Source organism: Georgenia sp. AZ-5 (genome assembly GCF_043952095.1).
Taxonomy (GTDB): Bacteria; Actinomycetota; Actinomycetes; order Actinomycetales; family Actinomycetaceae; genus Georgenia.
The window spans coordinates 2,198,783-2,214,656 of sequence record NZ_JBINOU010000001.1 but is presented as its reverse complement, the minus strand read 5'-3'; the positions used below and the strand labels follow the sequence as shown (position 1 = coordinate 2,214,656).

17 protein-coding genes and 1 pseudogene are annotated in these 15,874 nt (G+C 74.3%); 8 read left to right on the top strand and 10 right to left on the bottom strand.

From position 1 onward, the window contains the following. The first annotated feature begins 237 nt into the window (after positions 1–237). Positions 238–1,161, top strand: a complete 924-nt coding sequence (locus ACF0H8_RS10445) for a S1C family serine protease (RefSeq protein ID WP_395288866.1) — start codon at positions 238–240, stop codon at positions 1,159–1,161. 95 nt (positions 1,162–1,256) lie between these two features. Here ACF0H8_RS10445 and ACF0H8_RS10440 read toward each other — a convergent pair whose 3' ends face one another. Both ACF0H8_RS10440 and ACF0H8_RS10435 read right to left on the bottom strand, forming a co-directional pair. Next, positions 1,257–1,634, bottom strand: coding sequence for an RNA-binding S4 domain-containing protein (locus ACF0H8_RS10440; RefSeq protein ID WP_395288865.1), 378 nt, complete (start codon positions 1,632–1,634; stop codon positions 1,257–1,259). A gap of 74 nt (positions 1,635–1,708) precedes the next feature. Continuing rightward, positions 1,709–2,530 carry an FHA domain-containing protein gene (locus ACF0H8_RS10435; protein WP_395288864.1) on the bottom strand — a complete coding sequence of 274 codons (822 nt, stop codon included), beginning with the start codon at positions 2,528–2,530 and terminating at the stop codon, positions 1,709–1,711. Positions 2,531–2,684: 154 nt separating this feature from the next. Here ACF0H8_RS10435 and ACF0H8_RS10430 point away from each other — a divergent pair, with 154 nt between their 5' ends. The 4 genes from ACF0H8_RS10430 (at position 2,685) to ACF0H8_RS10415 (ending at position 6,035) form a co-directional block, all read left to right on the top strand. Further along, complete coding sequence (locus tag ACF0H8_RS10430; protein WP_395288863.1) at positions 2,685–3,125, top strand: nitroreductase/quinone reductase family protein; 441 nt, start codon at positions 2,685–2,687, stop codon at positions 3,123–3,125. A gap of 80 nt (positions 3,126–3,205) precedes the next feature. Further along, a complete protein-coding gene (locus ACF0H8_RS10425; RefSeq protein WP_395288862.1) occupies positions 3,206–4,003 on the top strand; it encodes an alpha/beta fold hydrolase in 798 nt (265 codons plus the stop codon). After that, positions 4,000–5,571 carry a SpoIIE family protein phosphatase gene (locus tag ACF0H8_RS10420; protein WP_395288861.1) on the top strand — a complete coding sequence of 524 codons (1,572 nt, stop codon included), beginning with the start codon at positions 4,000–4,002 and terminating at the stop codon, positions 5,569–5,571. Before ACF0H8_RS10425 ends, ACF0H8_RS10420 begins: the two co-directional genes overlap by 4 nt. A gap of 77 nt (positions 5,572–5,648) precedes the next feature. Beyond that, positions 5,649–6,035, top strand: a complete 387-nt coding sequence (locus tag ACF0H8_RS10415; RefSeq protein WP_395288860.1) for a VOC family protein — start codon at positions 5,649–5,651, stop codon at positions 6,033–6,035. 5 nt (positions 6,036–6,040) lie between these two features. On the opposite strand, the pseudogene ACF0H8_RS10410 reads toward ACF0H8_RS10415, so the two are convergent. From ACF0H8_RS10410 to ACF0H8_RS10385, 6 genes and pseudogenes are all read right to left on the bottom strand, one after another. Beyond that, a pseudogene (locus ACF0H8_RS10410) lies at positions 6,041–7,409 on the bottom strand (cryptochrome/photolyase family protein). Between the two features lie 78 nt (positions 7,410–7,487). Further along, complete coding sequence (locus tag ACF0H8_RS10405; RefSeq protein ID WP_395288859.1) at positions 7,488–7,793, bottom strand: hypothetical protein; 306 nt, start codon at positions 7,791–7,793, stop codon at positions 7,488–7,490. 448 nt (positions 7,794–8,241) lie between these two features. Further along, positions 8,242–8,463: a hypothetical protein gene (locus tag ACF0H8_RS10400; RefSeq protein ID WP_395288858.1), complete on the bottom strand. Its 222-nt coding sequence runs from the start codon at positions 8,461–8,463 to the stop codon at positions 8,242–8,244. A 120-nt stretch (positions 8,464–8,583) separates the two neighbouring features. Continuing rightward, the gene (locus tag ACF0H8_RS10395) at positions 8,584–9,156 is read right to left on the bottom strand and encodes a hypothetical protein (protein ID WP_395288857.1); all 573 of its coding nucleotides are present in this window, start codon (positions 9,154–9,156) and stop codon (positions 8,584–8,586) included. Positions 9,157–9,192: 36 nt separating this feature from the next. Continuing rightward, positions 9,193–9,522: a WhiB family transcriptional regulator gene (locus ACF0H8_RS10390; RefSeq protein WP_395288856.1), complete on the bottom strand. Its 330-nt coding sequence runs from the start codon at positions 9,520–9,522 to the stop codon at positions 9,193–9,195. Positions 9,523–9,843: 321 nt separating this feature from the next. Further along, complete coding sequence (locus ACF0H8_RS10385) at positions 9,844–10,143, bottom strand: hypothetical protein (protein ID WP_395288855.1); 300 nt, start codon at positions 10,141–10,143, stop codon at positions 9,844–9,846. A gap of 257 nt (positions 10,144–10,400) precedes the next feature. Here ACF0H8_RS10385 and ACF0H8_RS10380 point away from each other — a divergent pair, with 257 nt between their 5' ends. Together ACF0H8_RS10380 and ACF0H8_RS10375 are read left to right on the top strand one after the other, a co-directional pair. Continuing rightward, complete coding sequence (locus ACF0H8_RS10380; RefSeq protein ID WP_395288854.1) at positions 10,401–11,129, top strand: AIM24 family protein; 729 nt, start codon at positions 10,401–10,403, stop codon at positions 11,127–11,129. A gap of 411 nt (positions 11,130–11,540) precedes the next feature. After that, positions 11,541–12,107 (top strand): DUF488 family protein, encoded by a 567-nt coding sequence (locus ACF0H8_RS10375; RefSeq protein WP_395288853.1) that lies wholly within the window; start codon positions 11,541–11,543, stop codon positions 12,105–12,107. A 59-nt stretch (positions 12,108–12,166) separates the two neighbouring features. Here ACF0H8_RS10375 and ACF0H8_RS10370 read toward each other — a convergent pair whose 3' ends face one another. Then, positions 12,167–12,460 (bottom strand): hypothetical protein, encoded by a 294-nt coding sequence (locus ACF0H8_RS10370; protein ID WP_395288852.1) that lies wholly within the window; start codon positions 12,458–12,460, stop codon positions 12,167–12,169. A 292-nt stretch (positions 12,461–12,752) separates the two neighbouring features. Then, the gene (locus ACF0H8_RS10365; RefSeq protein ID WP_395288851.1) at positions 12,753–14,852 is read right to left on the bottom strand and encodes a glycoside hydrolase family 3 protein; all 2,100 of its coding nucleotides are present in this window, start codon (positions 14,850–14,852) and stop codon (positions 12,753–12,755) included. Between the two features lie 277 nt (positions 14,853–15,129). On the opposite strand from ACF0H8_RS10365, the gene ACF0H8_RS10360 reads away from it, so the two are divergent. Then, entirely contained in the window at positions 15,130–15,837 is a 708-nt protein-coding gene (locus ACF0H8_RS10360) for a response regulator (protein WP_395288850.1), read from the top strand. Positions 15,838–15,874: the final 37 nt, after the last annotated feature.

Below are 15,874 nucleotides of genomic sequence, written 5' to 3'. Positions count from 1 at the left end.
GCGTCGGTGTGCCGCCTGCCCGTCCCCGCCCCCAACCGGGGGGGCCGGGCCCCTCGCAGGCCCGCACACCGGCCCTGCCCAGGGGCCACCTCGTCGCACCCCGCCTGGGCGGTCGCCGTCCCGGTCGCCCTGGACGTTCCCCTCGCGCGGGTCTCCGGCCCGGCCTCGGCGCCGCCGGGTCCGCCCGCGGCGAACGCCGCGCGGGCATGGCGCAGGCCGTCCGGTGGTTGAGGTGGCATGGACGAGGCAATGGACGCCTACTCCCGGGTCGTGAGCTCCGTCGCGGCGGCGGTGCAGCCCTCGGTGCTCTCCGTGCTGGTGCGCAGCGGGCGCGTCGGCGGCGCCGGCTCGGCTGTCGCCTTCACCGACGACGGGCTGCTGCTGACCAGCGCCCACGTGGTCGCCGGGGTCAGCGGCGGCGGGGTGGTCTCCGCCGACGGCGAGGAGGCGCCGTTCGAGGTCCTCGGCGCCGACCGGCTCTCCGAGCTCGCAGTGCTGCGCACCCGCCCGCGGCTCGTGCCGCCCGTCGAGCTCGGCGACGCCGACCGCCTCCTCGTCGGCCAGCTCGTCGTCGCGGTCGGCAACCCGATGGGCCTGGCCGGATCCGTCACCGCCGGGGTCGTCAGCGCGCTTGGCCGCTCCCTGCCGGTTCGCACCCCCCGCGGCGCGCACTCCATCGACGACGTGATCCAGACCGATGCCGCGCTCAACCCGGGCAACAGCGGCGGCGCGCTCGCCGAGGCGGGCGCCACCGTGGTCGGCGTCAACACCGCGGTGGCCGGCTTCGGCCTGGGCCTCGCCGTGCCGGTGAACACGACGACCCGCCGCATCCTGTCCGAGCTGGCCTCGACCGGGCGGGTCCGCCGCGCCTGGCTGGGTATCGCCGGCGCGACCCGGCCCCTCCCGCCGCAGCTGGCCGAGCGGCTGGGGCAGCGCACCGGCCTGCACGTGTCCGAGGTGGTTCCCGGCGGCCCGGCGGCGCACGCGGGCCTGTTCCTCGGTGACGTCGTCGTCGCCGCGGCCGGCGCCCCGGTGCGCACGCCGCAGGACCTGCAGCGGCTCATGCTCGGCACGGAGGTGGGCCGACCGCTCGCCGTGACCGTGTTCCGCCGCGGCGCGCTGGTCGACGTCGTCGCGACGCTGGCCGAGCTCGTCGCCTGACGCGCCCGCCGGCGCCCGCCGGTCACCGACCCGGTGGCCTGACCGTCGCGGCCGCCACGCCGCGCGCCGGCCGGCCCCGGCCGGCGCGGCCGGGCTCAGTACCCGCGCAGCCGCTGCAGCTCGCGGCGCTCGCGCTTGGTCGGGCGCCCGGCGCCGCGGTCGCGCTGGGGCACCGCGGCGCGGACGACGGGCGGCGGGGGCGGCGGGCTGTTGTCGGTGAGCGCCTCCGCCGCCACCGCGGCGCCCACCCGCTTGGCGAGGATCCGCCGCACGACGACGACGCGCTCGCGCTCGCCGCCGCGCACCACCACCTCGTCGCCGACCTTGACACCCGTGGCCGGCTTGGCGCGCTCGCCGTTGACGCGCACATGACCGGCACGGCACGCCGCAGTGGCCTGCGAGCGGCTCTTGAACAGGCGGACCGCCCACAGCCAGCTGTCCACGCGCGTGTTCGCCAGCTCGGTCCCGGGCACGGTCCGACCCTACGTCGCACCGACGGGAGCGCGCCCGACCCGGGGCGACCGCGGGACGTGCCGACCGGCGCGGCTCAGCCGGAGACCTGCCAGGCCGGCGGCGGCGCCGGGATCTCCCTCTCCACCCGCCGGGTGCGCGAGCGCGCCACGAGGTGCAGGACGACGCCGACCGCGACCAGGCCGAGACCGACCACGCAGAACGCCCAGCCCACGTGCCCCGACGGCACCCCGACCAGGTTCCAGCCGAGCATGTCGGGCGGGCGCCCGAGACGGTCGACCACCACACCCGCGACGCCCGTGTACGCGAGCACGCCGACGAGGAAGACGGCGCAGCCGAGCGTGAACACCAGGGCGCCCACCCAGACCAGGCGCCTGCCGTGCCGCCGGGTGACCGCGGCCGCGGCCAGGAGCCCCTCCCGGTGCCGCACGACCTGCTCGGCGTACTGCGCCGGCCGGACGGCACCGGTGACGGGCGGCGGCTCGTCCTCGAACACGGCCAGCGGGTCGGCGTCGTCGGCGGGCTCCGGCACGAGCAGCTCCTCGGCGTCGTCGGACACCGCCGCGCCCGTCCCGAACCGGAGCCGGACGTCGGCGAGCGTGACGACGTCGCCCGGGTGCAGCTCGCTCGTGCCGGTCACGGCGACGCCGTTGACGAACGTCCCGAGGGCCGAGCCGAGGTCCTCCACGACCACGACGCCGTCCTCGTGGCGGACGGCGGCGTGGGTCGGGCTGAGCTGAGGGTCGTCGAAGCGGATGTCGCACCCCTCCCCGTTCCCCAGGACGAGCGCCTGCTGGGCGAGGACGAGCCGGCGGCCGTGGTGCGAGCCGAGACTGAGCACGTCGAGGTACGGGTTCCCCGATGGTTGCAGGGACGGGGTGCCCTGTGTCTGCTTCATCTGTGACCCCTGTGCCACGTACCGGCGGCGGTGCCGGTGGAGCAAGTCAAGCACCGCCGGAGGGCCGCGCCAACGGGACGTCCCGCGTCCTCCGGACGGCGGGGGCCTGATCGCGTGGGCGGCGCGCCGAGGGCCGCGGGCATACCGTCCCCCCGTGCCCCGCGACACCACCCTCAAGGCGCTCAACGCGGCCCATCTCGCCCTGCTGCGGGTCAGCCGGGGCCTGATCGGCTGGCACGTGGCCGGCATGCCGGTGCTGGAGCTGACCACGACGGGGCGGCGCAGCGGCCGGCCGCACCGGGTGATGCTGACCTCGCCGGTCCAGCTAGGAGCGGCGCTCGTCGTCGTCGCCTCCCGCGGCGGCGACGACCGCCCTCCCGGGTGGCTGCTGAACGTCCGGGCGGACCCGGTCACGCGCGTCGTCGTCCAGGGCCGGCCCGCCGTCACGATGCTCGCGCGCGTCGCCACCCCGGGCGAGCGCGACCGGCTCTGGCCCCGCGTGGTCGCCCGATACCCCGGGTACGCGCGGTACCAGTCGCGCACCGCGCGCCGGATCGACCTCGTGGTCCTCGAGCCACAGGAGCGGGCCGCATGAGGGCCGCGCGCGGGAAGCGGTCCGTCCGGAAGTGCCGGGTGCGGCGCGCGCCGCGCGCGACGTCCCGTAATGTCACCCGTATGGATGTCCTGGCGCGCAACAACGTGCGACTCACCGGGCGGGCCGACGGCCCGCCGATGGTCTTCGCCCACGGCTTCGGCTGCGACCAGGGCATGTGGCGCTTCGTCGCCCCGGAGTTCGAGGACACCCACCACGTCGCGCTGTTCGACCACGTCGGCGCCGGCGGCTCCGACGTCGCGGCCTTCGACGCCGCCCGCTACTCCAGCCTCGACGGGTACGCCGCCGACGTCGTCCAGATCCTCGACGCCCTCGCCCTCGGGCCCGTGACGTTCGTGGGTCACTCGGTCAGCTCGATGATCGGCCTCCTGGCGGCCAAGCAGCGGCCCGAGCTCTTCGACCGCCTCGTGCTCGTGGGGCCCAGCCCGCGCTACATCGACGACCACGGCTACCGGGGCGGGTTCACGCAGGTCGAGATCGACGAGCTGCTCGAGACGATGGAGGACAACTACCTGGGGTGGTCGGCCCACGTCGCGCCGGTGATCATGGGCAACCCCGGGCGCCCCGAGCTGGGCGAGGAGCTCACGGACAGCTTCTGCCGGATGGACCCCGCGATCGCGCGCACCTTCGCGCGCACGACCTTCCTCTCGGACAACCGGGCGGACCTGCCCGCCGTCGCGACGCCGTCGCTGGTCGTGCAGTGCCGCGACGACGTGATCGCACCGATCGAGGTCGGGACGTACGTGCACGAGCACCTGCCCTCCAGCGAGATGGTCGTGCTCGACGCGATCGGTCACTGCCCCAACCTCAGCGCACCGGCCGCGCTGGTCGACGCGATGAAGGCCTACCTGCCGGCGTGAGTCTCACCGAGCGGGCCCGGGCCTGGGCGGAGGCCCCCTGCGGCCTGGTGAACCTCGACGTGCACGGCCTCGTCGTCGACGCCAACGACACGTTCCTCGAGTGGGTCGGCCGCGCCCGGGAGGACGTCGTCGGCCGGGTGCGGCTGAGCGAGCTGCTCTCCGCGGGCGGGCGGATCTTCTGGGAGACCCATCTCGCGCCGATGCTCCACGCCGACCACCGCGTCGACGAGGTCGCCGTCGAGCTGCGCTCCCCCGGGGGCCGGCTGCCCGTGCTCATGACGGCGGTGGTCCGCGCCGAGGCGGAGGGCACCACCGTGCGCGTCGTGCTCTCCAGCGCCCGCGAGCGCTCGCGGTACGAGCGCGAGCTGCTCGCCGCCCGCACGGCGGCGGACCGGGCCGCGGCCCGGACGCGCACGCTGCAGCAGGTCACCGCCGCGCTGTCCACCGGCGTGGGCATCCGCGCCGTGGCCGACGCGCTGGTGAGCGCCGCGGTCGGCGCGCTGGGCGCGCGGGCGGCGACGCTGTGGACCTACGACCCGCGGGCGGGGTTCGTCCCCCACACCGCCTCCGGCGAGGACCTCGGCACGGTGCCGCCGCCCGCGGACGCCGTCGAGGAGACGGTCGCCAGGGTCAGCGGTGACCGCGTCGTCGTCCCGCTGCACGGCCAGTCCGGCCTGCAGGGCGTGCTGTCCCTGGCGCCGCGCACGGACCCGGGCGCGGAGCCGGTCGGCCTGGACGTCCTGACCGCCGTCGGGCAGCAGGCGGGGACCGCCCTGGACCGCGCCGGGTGGTACGAGCACAGCGCCACCGTCGCGCACCAGCTGCAGCAGTCGCTGCTCGCGGCGGAGGTGCCCCAGGACGAGCGCTTCGTCGTCACGACGGACTACCGGCCGGGCGTGGAGACGCTCGAGGTGGGCGGGGACTGGTACGACGCCTTCCTCGTGGAGGACGAGGTGCTCGCCGTCGTGGTCGGTGACGTGGTCGGCCGGGGCCTGGCCGCCGCCAGCGCCATGGGCCAGCTGCGCAGCGCCGTCCGCGCCGTCGCGGGCCCGGGGGTCGGGCCCGCGCGGCTGCTGTCCCGGCTCGACCGGTTCGTCCAGCAGGTACCCGCGGCGGCGTCGGCGACCCTGGCCTACGCCGAGGTCGAGCTGCGGACGGGGTCCGTGCGGTACGCCTGCGCCGGCCACCTGCCCCCGCTGCTCCTGCCCGCCGACGGCGAGGCGCGGCTGGTGTGGGACGGCCGCTCCACGCCGCTGGGACTGGTGCTGCCCGGCAAGGACCGGACCGAGGCCGAGCTCCGGCTCGGGCCCGGGGACCGGGTGCTGCTGTACACCGACGGCCTGGTCGAGCGGCGGGACCGGCCCCTGGTCACCGGGCTGCAGGCGCTGGCCGACGTGGCGGCCGGCCTCCGGCGGCTGCCGCCGGCCGAGGTGGTCCCGACCCTGACCGAGCACTTCCTCCGCGACCAGCAGGGCCACGACGACGTCTGCGTGCTGCTGCTTTCGTGGCGCGGTGGTCCGCGACCGGCGGAGGGGCACGGGAAGGACGCCGAGCGCTCCGCCGTCTGACGGCCTTGACCCCCCGCCCGCCCCGGCCTACTTTCGAGGAGCGATCGACCGACGGACGTTCGATCTGGGAGGCCGGCATGCTGTCCACCTACACGCCGATGCCGACGCTGGCGGTCAAGGACCTCGACGCGGCCCGGCAGTTCTACGAGGGGGTCCTCGGCTTCACCCCGGCCGCGGACACCGACGGCGGCGTCCGGTACGCCGCCGGCTCGGGCGAGGTGCTGGTCTACACCTCCGCCTACGCCGGGACGAACAAGGCCACCGCGGTGTCCTTCCCGGTACCGCCCGAGGCGTTCGAGGAGGAGGTCGCGGCGCTGCGGGACAGGGGCGTCAACTTCCAGACGTTCGACATGGAGGGCGCCACCTGGTCCGACGGCGTGGCGACCATGGGGAACGAGATGGCCGTCTGGTTCGAGGACCCCGACGGGAACATCCTCAACCTCTGGGCCACGACGCAGGGCTGACCGCCTCAGTCCCGCGCCCGCGTGGCGTCACGGGCCGCCTCGTAACGCCGCAGCGCCTCCGCGCGTTCCGCGGCGTGGTCGACGATCCGCTCGGGGTACCCGTGCGCGAGCCCGCCGGGCGCGTCCCACGGCCGGTGCACCGCCCGGCCGGGGACGTGCCCAAGCTCGGGGACGAACCGCCGCACGTACTCCCCCTCCGGGTCGAAACGCTCCCCCTGCGTGACGGGGTTGAAGACCCGGAAGTACGGGGCGGCGTCGGTCCCGGTGCCGGCCACCCACTGCCAGCCGTGGTTGTTCGAGGCGATGTCGCCGTCGCGCAGGTGCTCCAGGAACCAGCGGGCGCCGTGCGGCCACCACACGTGCAGGTCCTTAACGAGGAAGCTGGCCGTGACCAGCCGGGCGCGGTTGTGCATCCACCCCTCGGCGAGGAGCTGGCGCATGCCCGCGTCGACGAACGGGTGCCGGTGCGGCCCTCGCGCCACGCCGCGACCCGAGCGGCGGCGGTGCCCGCGGGGTCGTCGTAGACCATCGCGCCGAGGTCGCTCCGCAGGTCCGCCCAGGCGGAGTCCGGCCTGTGCCAGAGCACGTCGGCGTAGAACTCGCGCCAGCACAGCTCGGTGACGAACCGGCGGGCACCCGGGGACCTGCCCGGCGGATGCGTCGCCACGTCAGCCAGCAGCGTGCGCGGATGGATCGCGCCGTACTTCAGGTGCACCGACATGCCCGAGGTGCCCGTGAGGTCCGTGCGGTCGCGGTCCTCGCTGTAGCTCTCCAGCCGCCCGTGGAGGAACGCCGCCCACGCCTCGCGGGCGGCGCGCTCGCCAAGGACGCGGGCGGGCGGGTCGTCCGCACCGGGCAGCGGGTCGGAGTGGACGCCCCGCTGCCAGCGCAGGCCCGCCGGGACGGGTGCCGGCAGGGGCCAGCCGTGCGCGTGCCAGGCGCGGGAGAAGGGCGTGAAGACCTGGAAGGGCAGGCCGTTTTCCGTGCGGACCAGTCCTGGGCCGACGGCGTAGGGCGTGCCGGTGACCACGAGCCGCGCTCCCAGCGCGCGCACCACCCGGGCGTCGCGCCGGCGGCCGTAGGGGTGGTCTCCCGGCTGGCGTGGACGCTGGAGGCGCCGGCCTCGGCGGCGAGCGCGGGAACGACCTCCTCCGGGCGTCCCTCGCGCACGACGAGCGCGCCGTCGTAGGCCTCCCGAACCGCCACGAGGGCGGCGCGCAGGTGTGCGCGCCGCACGGCGCCGGCGGAGGCCAGGAGCGTGGGATCGGCGACGAACACGGGAAGGACGGTGCCCCCGCCGGCCTCGTGGGCGGCGACGAGGGCCGGGAGGTCGTGCAGGCGCAGGTCCCGGCGCAGCCAGAGCAGCGCCGTCATGGCGGGCCGCCGGGCGCGGGAGGCATGGCAGGAGTGTGGACCACCGTCCGTGCAGCGGCCATCGGGGCGCAGCCGCGCTCAGTCGTCCAGCTCGAAGCTCACCACCTCGCCCCCGTCCGCCACGACCGCCCGGTTGGAGACGTACAGGGTGTCGCCGTGCACGGTCAGCCCGCCGGGGGCGGTGAGGTCGTGCCCGGTGGACCGGTGCTGCCGATCGGGGTCGTCGCCGTCGACGAGGACGAGCCCACCGGCGCGCAGCTGCCCCTCCGGCACCGCGGAGCCGTCCGGCCCCGCGAGGGACGGCAGACCGGTGACGACGTCGCGGACGTCACCGCCGTCGTCGGCATCGATCCACGAGATCTTGCCGGTGCTGCCCAGGCGCATCTCGCCGACCTCGCTGCCGACGCACGGTGCGCGGTCCTCCCCTCCCCCGGGCTCTTGCCCGCCTGCGCCAGGAAGAGGTCGCCCCCTCGGTGTCGGTCAGTCCCCGCGGGTTGTCCAGCCCCGAGGCCACCACCTCACGGTCGCTGAGGGTGGGCGCGTCGTCGTCTCCACCGCCGTCGGCGGCGCTCGAGGCGATGCCGAGGTAGGGAATGAGCCGGGACGCCGCGACGGCGCCGGCCGCGACGGAGCGGTTTCTGCGCATGGGACACCTCCGGCCGCGACGCGACCCAGCGCACCAGGTGCGGGTCGCGGACCGGGGGGCGCGTGCCATCGCCCGCCGCGGGACAGGCGAGAGTCTTCGCCCCTGTCCTGGGGTGGTCAACGCCCCACTTCGGGGGGTCGTTCGGGCCGCGTTCTCCGCGTCGGCGTGCCCGGGCGGCGGACGCTCTCAGAACAGGTTCTGGACGCGCTGGATCAGGTCGATGCTGGGGAACTGGTCAGCGCGGATGCGCTCGACGAGCTCGTCCACGTAGGCCGGCACGTCGCGAGGGGTGAGCAGGGACTCGACGATGTCGAGCATCGTCGCCGACGGGTAGGGATCCTCCTGGATCTTCTCCATCAGTGCCCGGAGCAGGGCTGACCGGGGGTCGTGGCGTTCGTCCGTCGGCATCTCGCGCTCCCTGGCGTCGTCGTTACAGACCGAGAATGGCTGTCCGGCTCCTCCAGCGTAGGGCGAGCCGCTCGCATCGTCGCGGGGGGCGGCGCGGGTCGTCAGCCGTGGGACCGCGTGTCAGGCGCCGTCGCCCGCGCGAGCCTCGCCGGGAGCCGGCTCCTCGGGAGGGCGGGCCGGCCCCGGAGCGCGCGCCTCGTCCGGCACGGCGGCGGCCGGCGCGGGAGCCCTCACCGGCGTCGCGGCCACGTCCACCGTGATCTTCCCGTCCTGGAGGTCCAGGTCGTCGACGCGGACCCAGGCGGTCGCGGCCGCGACCGCCTGACGCACCTGGGCGAGCACGGTGACGCCCGACGCGCCCGTCTCCACCGTCACGAACCTGGCGAGGTCGACCCCGCCGAGCCGCTGGGCGGCGAACAGAGCCGGCCTGAGGAGCCGTTCCAGGGGCAGCACCCGGGCCCTGGACGTCACCCGGAGCGCGGCGACCCCGTCGGTGCAGTGCAGCAGCGTGGCGTCGACGGTCACCGTCCCGAGCAGGGCCACGACGCCCGGGACCTCGGGCAGCTCCGCCAGCCGCCGGGCGTCGAGCCGGACCGTGACGCTTCGTCCGGCGCCGGAGGCGGACGAGACCACCCCGGGGTAGAGCACCTCGACGGCTGCGACGAGCTCCTCCACGCTGGTCGTGACACGCACCGCGCCCTCCTCGCCCCGTACGGCGGCGCCACGCTCTCAGGCGAGGGCGTAGTCGACGCTGGTGGTCCTGCGCCGCCCGCCGTACGGCACGGTAATGATCTCCTCGCCGTGCTCCTCCAGCCAGGCGGCCCAGTCCGTGACGTCGGGGTGCCGACGCAGCAGCGCGCGCCGCTCCCGCTCGGTCAGCCCACCCCAGACACCGAACTCGGTCGCCGAGTCCAGCGCGTCGGCGAGACATGCGCGCCGTACCGGGCAGCTGAAGCAGATTCGCCGCGCCGACCGTTGCGCGGCGCCGCGGACGAAGAGGTCGTCCGGCTCGGCCTTCGCGCACGCTGCGCGGGACGTCCAGTTGCGTTCGTCGTTCATGGCGGCCCTCCTGCGCTCGGCCACGCGGCCGAGCGGCTTGACGACAACTGACGCTAACCGGGGTGATCGAGTTCACGGAAGCGCTGGATCGTAAATGCGCAACTCATGCCGCCATTCGTCCGATAGCGCGCAACACCTGCAACGATGCAGCCCCTTCCGTGCCCCCGGCGCTCGGGGCAGCGGCGCCGTGGGAGGGCCGGCGGTCAGCGAGAGGGGCGAGCAGCGTCTGGAGCCCGGTGAGGAGGATGTCGAGCCCCCGCTGGCGGGACGCTGCCCCTTCGGTGCGCACATCGGGCGGTCGGGCACGTCCCGCCTCCCGCCCTAGGGGCGTGGGTCGATACGGCTCCACCGCTGCTCATCGCGGCGGGCGCCCATGCCGGCTGCGCACCTCCGGCAGACGTGCGTCACCTCATCGGCGTGACGTCCGGTGGCAGGCTGCACGTCCGCCCACGAGACGTGCGGGAACCGCTGGAGCGCCTCGCGGCTGAGCGCGAGCCCGCACACGGTCTGGTTGGTGCCCTGCCCCCACGCATGCACCTCGCCCGCGGGCATCCGCGCGCCGTCAGGGTCCGTCCAGCGGCCGGTGGCGGCGACCGACGCGCTGCTCACCTTCTTCTTCAACGGCGACCTCCCCTGCCTTGTCGACCCGCGGCTGCCGGTACTGGCCGGCGGCCCGGCACGGCATCTCGCTGCCCCATCGTCCTGCGCTTCACGCCTGACCGCCTGTCCGATGCTCTCGGTGGTGCTCCGGCCGGAGGAGCTGCGCGGGATGCTTGACACGGGCCTCGCGACCGGCGGACCACGGCGGGCCTGCGCCCGCTAGTCTTCGGACGACACCGCCCCTGTGACGGGCGCCACCACCCACGACGGGAATAGCCATGGCCATCCACGGATCGCTGTTCCACGAGTTCCGGGAGAACGCGTCCCCCGAGCCGTTCTCGCTGCAGAACAAGAAGCTTCTCAAGATCCAGATGGGCCAGGGGCCGGTGTGGGCGAAGAGCGGCTCGATGGTCGCCTACCAGGGTGACGTCCGGTTCGAGAACAAGGGCGCGGGTGGCCTCGGGAAGATGTTCAAGTCGGCGGTGACCGGTGAGGGCGTCGACCTGATGCACTGCTCGGGCGTCGGCGAGCTCTTCGTCGCCGACAACGCGGCTGACGTACAGATCCTGTACCTGGAGAACGACGCTGTGTCGGTCAACGGCAGGAACGTCCTGGCCTTCTCGTCATCGATCGACTGGGACATCCACCGCATCCAGGCCCGGGGCGCCGCGATGACGGGCGGCCTGTACAACGTCTCCCTGCGCGGCACGGGCTTCGTGGCGATCACCACCGAGGGCGAGCCAGTGGCCCTCGACGTCGCCAGCGCCCCCACCTTCGGCGACGCACAGGCGGTCGTGCTGTGGACCGCCGGGGTGAGCATGGACATCCGCGTCAGCACCGGCGGCCTGAAGTCGATGGTCCGCGGCGGGACCGGCGAGACCTTCCAGATGGCGTTCGGCGGGCAGGGCTACGTCCTCGTCCAGCCGAGCGAGTCCGTCGTACCTGGTGGGTCCCAGGGCTCGGGCAGCTCGGGCGGCGGCGGCCTCGGGAACCTCTTCGGCGGCTGACCCGCCCGACGGGGTGCCGCCGCCCGCCGTCCCTCGAGCCAGGACGGTCTGGAGGTGGCCGTCCACCCGGGGCGGAGGGGCGTGGTCGCCGGCGAGGCCGCGGCGGCGAGCTAGGCGGGCGGGCTGCCGGCAGGCACCATCCCAGCCGTGACGGGAGAGGCCCTTGACGACCAGCCAGACGCCGAGCGACAGCTCCCAGAAGAAGAGCGGGACGGTCGCAACGAGAGACACTGCGTGATGCCGGTCGATGTCTCGCCCATCGTCCCCCTCGGACGGTGGCTCCGGACCGGATGTGAGCGAGCGCCGACGCCGGAGGTTCGGTCGCGGTCCTGCCCGGGTCGGCTCGAGCCGAGGTCCGGCTCCGTCCACCGCCGGTGGCGCAGGCGCCGCCAGCACGGCAACGATGATCCCGTGCCCGAGCTGCTCACCGTCGGCCACGGCCGCCTGGACCGAGCCGGCCTCCTCGCCCTGCTCGCGGCCACGGGCGTGCAGCTCGTCGTCGACATCCGGCGCTATCCCGGCAGCCGCGCCAATCCCGACTCGCGCCGCGAGGCCCTGGAGGCCTGGCTGCCGGACGCCGGCATCGGCTACCGGTGGGAGCCCGACCTCGGCGGGCGGCGCCGTCTGCCGCCGGGGCAGCCGCCGGTCGACAGCTGGTGGCAGGTGGAGCAGTTCCGGGCCTATGCAGCCCACACCCGCACGCCGGAGTTCTCCGAGGCGCTCGGGCGCGTCCTGACCGAGGCCGCGTCGAGGCGCACCGTGGTCATGTGCAGCGAGGCGGTGTGGTGGCGCTGCCACCGGCGCCTGGTGGCCGACGTCGCCGCGGCCGTGCACGAGGCCGACGTCCGCCATCTCATGCACGACGGGCGGCTGCAGCCCCATCCGGTCTCGGCGGGCCTCCGCCTCCGCCCCGACGGCACCGTCACATGGGACGACGGCGGAACCACCGGGCATCTGGTGGGGCTGCCGCAGGGCTAGGGTGCGGAGTCCGCTGCGGAGGCGGTCGACGCGGCCCGCCGTACCGGGCAGGACGACGCTCAGCAGCGACGCGGCGGAGCCTCCCAGGCGGTGGTCTCCTCGAGCGCCATGAGCAGCTCGGCCTCGCCCCACGTGATCTGGCCGGACGCCGCCCACTCCGCGACCTGATCGACGCGTGCCCCACGCTCGGGCCGGCTCGGGATTCCGGTCCGAGCGGTCGGACGGGCGACATAGTGCAACGGCGCGGTCAGCCCGGTGACCAGGAGCGGCGCGCCCTCCGGGGTCTGGTTGGCGATCCGGTCGCGTACCCCGGCGAGCCAGCCTTGCAGTCGCCGGAACCTGAACGTGTACATCGGGCCCTCCAGTGAAATCTACGGAGGGCGGCGACGACCTCTCTACGGATGACGACGCCGGACGGCGCCATATCAATTCTGGACCGTCCGGGCTGAGTCATGGAACCCGGTTGCGACGTGAGCCTCGACTCGTGAGGTCGTCGTGGGCGACCCACCGTCCTACGTCGTCGTGGCGCCGGAGGGCTCGCGCGCAGCAGCGCCCGGCGCCGGTATCCGCGACGATGCGGCGCCCGGCACGGCGGGACCGCCGTGCTCTCGCGAGCACGCCGGTCCCGCCGCCGCTGGCGGGCGCTCAGTCCTCGTAGCTCAGGCCGAAGCCGAACTCGTAGGTGTCCCCGGCCTCGTTCACGTAGGAGTAGTCGAAGGCCTCGGCGTATCCGGGGACGTCGGAGGCGTTGGTCTCCACCGCGGCCTGGTCCGCGGGCAGGCTGACCGGGAGCTTGCCGGTGGGGTTGAAGCGTCCGCGGACCACGTCCCAGATGGCCTCGGTCTTGACGTCGAACGTGGCGATCACCGACGCCGCGCCGGGCTCGATGTCCTCGATGACCCAGGGGAGGACGGCGTTGACCGCCAGGATCGTCGGGACCGCGGCCTCGATGTCCTGGATGCGGACGACGTCGACGCCCGTGTTGGCGTCCAGCTCGACGGACTTGGCCGACCCGTCGGGCAGCTCGTAGCTGTTCGGCCGGACGAGTACGAGCGCGGCGGTGGCCTCCTCGGGGGTGTCGACGATCTCGACGGACGGGTCGGCCTTGCGGATGACCTCCTTGAGCGCAGCGGTCTGGGTCGCGGCCCCGGTTCTCGTGAAGACCTCGACGTAGAGCCGGGTCCCCGTCAGCGTCTCGTCGGTCAGGGGCAGCTGCGCGGAGTCGTTGCGCAGGAGCGTCACGGACCTCAGGTGCGCCTCGTCGGCGCGGGCCTGCGACTCGGCCGAGTCCGCGACCTGCTGGGCGTGGCCCGGGTCGACGTAGGGGTCCTCGAAGAGGCCGAGCGTGAAGATCTCCTCGAGCAGCGCGGTGACGTGCGGGTCGAGCTCGGACTCGGCAAGCAGCCCCTGCTTCACGGCGTTGATCAGCCCGGTGGGGTCGTTGTAGTCCGAGAAGAGCGCGATGCCGGCGTCGACAGCCTTGGCGTAGCGCTCCTCGAGGGTCATGGCCTGGATCGCCTCGCCCCACGCCGTCGTCGTGAGGATGCCGCTGTCGCTGTTGACGTAGCCGGTGAAGCCCATCTCGCCCTTGAGCAGGCCGTCGATGATGGCCTTGTTGTAGGCGCCCGCGACCTCCTCGAACTGCTGGTCCTCGGAGTACCACAGGTGCTTGGGCAGCTGGTTCGCGCTGAGCTCGTTGTTGGGCACGTTGTAGTACGACATGACGGCGCTCGCGCCGGCGTCGATGGCCGCCTGGAACGGCGGCAGCTGGTAGTCGTACAGGCTGCCCTCGGTCGGGTACACCGCCCACTGGCCGTTCTCGTTGTGCGGGTCCAGGCCCCGCAGCACGGCACCGTCCCCGGGGAAGTGCTTGATCGTCTGGGCGACCGACGTCTCGCCGAGCTCCTCGCCCTGGAAGCCCAGGACCAGCTCGCGCGCGATGTCCGCGTTCAGGTCCGGGCTCTCGCCGAAGGTGCCCGAGACACGGTTCCACCGGGGCTCGGTGGCCGTCTCGATCTGGTAGCCGTAGATCTTGTGGATGCCCGCCGCGCGCCATTCCTCCCGCGCGATCTCTGCGAACTCCCGGACCACCTCGGGGTCGTGGGAGGCGGCCAGGCCGAGGCTGCCCGGCCACAGCGAGAAGTGTCCCGTGGCCTCGCTGATCCCGAACTGCTGGTCGGGGTTGACGTGGTTGCGCGGGTTCGAGGTGAAGACCACGGGCATGCCCAGGCGAGAGGCCTCGGCGATCTCCTGGTAGTCGTTCGCGCGATCCGCGAGCTGGTAGGCGGTGGGGTTGTCCCGGATGACGAGGTAGCGGATGTTGCGGTCCTCGACGTACCCGACCGTCGGGGCGTACGGGTCGTCCACCACCGTCCCGGCCGGCGCGCCCCGCCGCTCCGAGGTGATGTGCATGAGGCCGGCCTTCTCCTCGAGCGTCATCCGTCCGACCAGGTCCTGGGCACGCTCGGCGGGCGACTTGCGCCAGTCCTCGTAGGGGTCGAGCTCGCCGCTGGCGTTGAGGTCGCGGAACTCGCGCTGGCCCTTCTTGATGATCGGCTTGACCCGGGCCTCGACGTCAGGCGCGTTCTTGCCACCGGCGTTCGAGTGACCGGGCGGGTTCCCACCGGCCGAGGAGTGGCCGGGCGGGGCCGCGAGCGCTCCGCCGGCCAGGGCCAGCGAGAGTGGAACGGCTAGTGCTGCTGCCGCCACGGCTTGGCCGTGGGAGCGGGTGTGGCGCTTACGCATGATCTGTCCCCTTTGACATCAGCGAGCTGCGGACCGGGGGAATCTCGGAGCCTTGTCTCCTTCCGCGGTGGCCTCCCCCGTGGGCCCCTGCCGGACGAGCCTCGTCGCTGCACCGGCGTATGGGGACTCTCGCGACCACAATTCGCGATGGCAACCAGTTGCCACATGTTGCCCCGGAGGACCTGTGCCCGAAGCACCGGCGGGGCCGGACGATCCTTGCAAGACCCTCACATCTCGACGACGGGCCACGAAGGAGCTCGCTCCTAGGCTCGGCACCATGACCCACCAGACCGACGCGGGGAGCCCCACGCTGCTCGTCGTCGAGGACGACCCGACCATCAACCAGGCCCTCACCGACCGGCTGCTGGCGGAGGGCTTCGAGGTCGTCCGGGCCTACGACGGCCCGGGCACGGTGGCGGCGTTCGAACGCCACCGACCGGACCTGGTGGTCCTCGACGTCATGCTCCCCGGCTTCGACGGCATCGAGGTGTGCCGCCGCGTCCAGGCCGTCCGTCCGGTGCCGGTCGTCATGCTCACCGCCCGGGTCGAGGAGACGGACGTGCTGGTCGGGCTGGGCGTCGGGGCAGACGACTACGTCACGAAACCGGTCCGGATGCGCGAGGTCGTGGCGCGGGTCCGGGCCCTGCTGCGGCGCGTCGAGCGCGCCCGCGAGCTCGCCGCGGGCTGGCTTCCCGCCCGGGTGGAGCTCGGTGACCTGGCGATCGACCGTGCCGCCCGCCGGGTCTGGGTCCACGGCGACGAGGTCCACCTGGCGCCGCTCGAGTTCGACCTGCTCGTGATGCTGGCCGCCGAACCCGGGGCGGTGCGCACCCAGGAGGAGCTCATGCTCCAGGTGTGGGGGTGGGCGGACGCCCGCGGCACGCGCACCCTGGACACCCACGTCAGAGCCCTGCGCGCCAAGATCGGGGCGTCGCGGGTGCGCACCGTGCACGGCGTCGGCTACGCCGTGGAGGCCGAGCGATGACCGCCCGCCCGCCAACGCCCGCACGCCCCCTGGACCG